The sequence below is a fragment of the Enterococcus sp. 4E1_DIV0656 genome (assembly GCF_002140695.1).
Taxonomy (GTDB): Bacteria; Bacillota; Bacilli; order Lactobacillales; family Enterococcaceae; genus Enterococcus_D; species Enterococcus_D entomosocium.
This window is the reverse complement of record NZ_NGLF01000004.1, coordinates 95,092-98,081: the sequence shown is the minus strand read 5'-3', so window position 1 is coordinate 98,081 and position 2,990 is coordinate 95,092. Positions and strand designations below refer to the sequence as shown.

Annotated in this window: 4 protein-coding genes and 1 pseudogene; 4 read left to right on the top strand and 1 reads right to left on the bottom strand. The window is 33.2% G+C overall.

All coding sequences use genetic code 11. The annotated features are described in order from the left end of the window. Positions 1–699 precede the first annotated feature (699 nt). Positions 700–930: pseudogene (locus A5882_RS19080) on the top strand (MerR family transcriptional regulator); the annotation flags it as partial. Positions 931–1,470: 540 nt separating this feature from the next. Here A5882_RS19080 and A5882_RS19655 read toward each other — a convergent pair. Further along, entirely contained in the window at positions 1,471–1,557 is an 87-nt protein-coding gene (locus A5882_RS19655) for a type I toxin-antitoxin system Fst family toxin (protein ID WP_124018491.1), read from the bottom strand. A gap of 287 nt (positions 1,558–1,844) precedes the next feature. Between A5882_RS19655 and A5882_RS19070 the strand changes: the two genes are divergently transcribed. The 3 genes from A5882_RS19070 (at position 1,845) to A5882_RS19060 (ending at position 2,722) form a co-directional block, all read left to right on the top strand. Next, on the top strand, positions 1,845–2,045 hold the full coding sequence (locus tag A5882_RS19070) for a cold-shock protein (protein ID WP_005237682.1): 201 nt from the start codon (positions 1,845–1,847) through the stop codon (positions 2,043–2,045). Positions 2,046–2,112: 67 nt separating this feature from the next. Next, positions 2,113–2,328, top strand: a complete 216-nt coding sequence (locus A5882_RS19065; RefSeq protein ID WP_086373511.1) for a hypothetical protein — start codon at positions 2,113–2,115, stop codon at positions 2,326–2,328. Positions 2,329–2,416: 88 nt separating this feature from the next. Then, entirely contained in the window at positions 2,417–2,722 is a 306-nt protein-coding gene (locus A5882_RS19060; protein ID WP_086373510.1) for a hypothetical protein, read from the top strand. The last annotated feature ends 268 nt before the right edge of the window (positions 2,723–2,990 follow it).

The window sequence follows — 2,990 nt, the reverse complement described above, 5'->3', positions numbered from 1 at the left end:
TAGTTAAATTATTTATACATAAGAGAGTTACATCTAGATTTAGCTTCCTCTAAAGTAGAAAATTTTTCGATATCAATATCGTAAATAAATAATTTGAGTTGAATATTGCGCAACTCTTTCAAATTTAGCACAGCAAATGACGTGATCAAAGGTGGTCTCGATTGAAAATCATATAAACTTGTTTTTGCTTTTGATGAATATAAACGGTAGTCCGAACTAAAAACTTCCACTGGATAAAAATTAGTATTCATATTTGAACACCTACTTTCATGGTACTTGTCCAGTATAGCACTTAAAAGAAGTCAAAAGTAAAAATAGAAAAAACATAAGGGATTCCTAAGTATTGGTTCAACACCTTAATTGCTTGCAAAAAAAGAATTTATAACGTAGGCTGAATAAGCAACATGCATTAATCTAAGAAGAGTACCGGCACAGAAAACTTGGGGAAGTTTTTCTGGACTGCGCCGAGTACTCTTCGTTTTTTTATTTTAACATTATTCTTACTTAATAAACATTAGAATATGAAAAATTATATTCAACTAATTTGATCTATTGCTAAATCTTTTAAATGAATGTTTTTAAGTGTTTACGAAATACAAGTAGTTATTTTGTTTATTATTTTAGAGAGAAGAGTTTTCTGCTTGCCTTAGAGTTAACTTCAAGGATTATTATAAATAAGAGGAATGAGGAGGAGATTTGATGAATATCAAAAAAGCAGCTGAAGTGTTTGGATTAAGTGTGGACACGCTACGCTATTATGAGCGTGTTGGTGTTATACCACCCGTTCACCGCAACGAGAGTGGCTACAGAGATTTTACTACAAATGATTTGAATTGGATTTATTTAGCAAGAAACTTACGAAATGCTGGATTATCGATCGAATCTTTAATTGATTTTGCTCAACTAGCTCAACTACCTGAAACACAAAATGATGCTATATAGATAGAAAGAAAAAATTTTGGAGGTCATCATTCTGGATGAAAAATAAGCGTAGCTATTAAAGAATTTTACATTTAACTGCTGAAAAGGGATGGTTAGATTCTCCAGAAATTGTCAAAGAGGTTCAAACGATAGGGGCAACTATTTTAGACGGACGCGTTTATAAGAACAATGTCAGAAACTATGCAACGATCAGTGACTGCGTAGCTAACGAACTACCATGTCGAGCAACTATTACAAAACTTATTAAGAATAAAAGTAAATCAAACGACGGTAGAATCATCACTACCTTCTAATTTTTTTCATATTTGTTTGTTATGATACACTTAGATCTGCATCTTTAAACTTGCGCTGCCCGTTATTGAAGTTTCAGGCAGCGCTCTTTCCAATACCTGTCTTCATTGATTTCCTTGAAGTTACATGTTAAAATGTACATGCAAATGAATTATTGGACATGAAAACACCACGAAACCCCAGAGAAGTCGGATTCTCTGGGGTTTTATTTTGTGGGCTGATGTCGCCTTCGTTGCTTTACTTCTTGTCTCGATTATTCAGCCAATACTCGAAGAGGGCTACTAGTAAGCCGACAAGAAGGGGGCAAATGAAGAATTGAATCATGAAAACACCTCCCTCCAGTCGCAAGACTGTCGGATAGGCGACTACTAATTTTAACATATTAAAAGTTTCTTGCACTAGATTGATTACTAGTAAGTTATCCCTCGCAAGTGTCACAACAGGTCAATCTTAATTATGTTCATGTGTATAAGAGACAGGTGTTATACTAATTGTAGTGATATATTTTGAATCGTATTAAGAGTGCTATACTTAAATTTATACTCTCCTTTTGCTAATCAAACATTTATTGCAACAAAACGCATACTAGAGATGCACAAGGAGGAAACAATATGAATAAAGGTACAGTAAAATGGTTTAATTCAGATAAAGGTTTTGGATTCATTACAGGAGAAGATGGTCAAGATGTATTTGCTCATTTTTCAGCAATTCAAGCGGATGGATTTAAATCTTTAGATGAAGGTCAAGCAGTTACTTTTGATACTGAAGAAGGCCAACGCGGCTTGCAAGCTGCTAATATCTACAAAGCATAAAAGTGTCTTTTAACCCGTCTCAACATGTGTGAGGCGGGTTTTTTCATACTTCAAAGGAGGGGTAAGAATGAGTTTTTCACAATGGAAACCACAACAACTTTCAATAGAAGGTCAAGCTTTTCATATAGATCAACAGGTCATATTTATATATAGAAAAAAACAAGCGGCTGGAACAATTATAAAGCTACTCAGTAATTCGGCAGTTGTAACCCTTTCAAATTCAAAAGTGACAAATACTACAGAAAGAACTGTTATAAATTATAAAAATTTAATGGGTAACTGAAATCAATGAAGAATAGTTTGAGTTTTTTTGATGACGTACTATGTAATATGTAAACTAGATAGACGATTGGTTTAAGTGGAGGAATAAAATGCAAAAAGAAGCTATTCATCAGTTAATCGTAAAATTGACACTTAACAAAAATTGGCTTAATGACCCAATGATTGTTAATCAGGTGAAATGTCTAGGAGATCAACTTTCTTGTACACGACGTTCTCCGATTAATTATAATCAGATTCAGGGAATCAATGTTTATTATCTGGATGGTTCTAAAAAAATGTATCCTTCTTTAAAAAGTTGCTGTGAAGGAGAAAAACTCTTCAAAGGAACCATCCAGAAATATATTTTATCTGATTCACCCATAGCAGATGGAAGATATTTCCGTGTCATTCGCTAATCTATAAACTTCTAAATCCGCCGCCATAGGTGTAGCGATAAATATTTCTTTTTATCAAGCAGATGAAGGGCGAACATTTAGTTCATTAGATACAGATAAAAAAAACTAGCTATGATCAGCTAGTTAAATTATTTATACATAAGAGAGTTACATCTAGATTTAGCTTCCTCTAAAGTAGAAAATTTTTCGATATCAATATCGTAAATAAATAATTTGAGTTGAATATTGCGCAACTCTTTCAAATTTAGCACAGCAAATGACGTGATCA

Bases quoted from the DNA above. Each gene is read 5' to 3' on its own strand.
- A5882_RS19655 (WP_124018491.1), bottom strand. From the start codon at position 1,557: ATGATTCAATTCTTCATTTGCCCCCTTCTTGTCGGCTTACTAGTAGCC.
- A5882_RS19070 (WP_005237682.1), top strand. From the start codon at position 1,845: ATGAATAAAGGTACAGTAAAATGGTTTAATTCAGATAAAGGTTTTGGA.
- A5882_RS19065 (WP_086373511.1), top strand. From the start codon at position 2,113: ATGAGTTTTTCACAATGGAAACCACAACAACTTTCAATAGAAGGTCAA.
- A5882_RS19060 (WP_086373510.1), top strand. From the start codon at position 2,417: ATGCAAAAAGAAGCTATTCATCAGTTAATCGTAAAATTGACACTTAAC.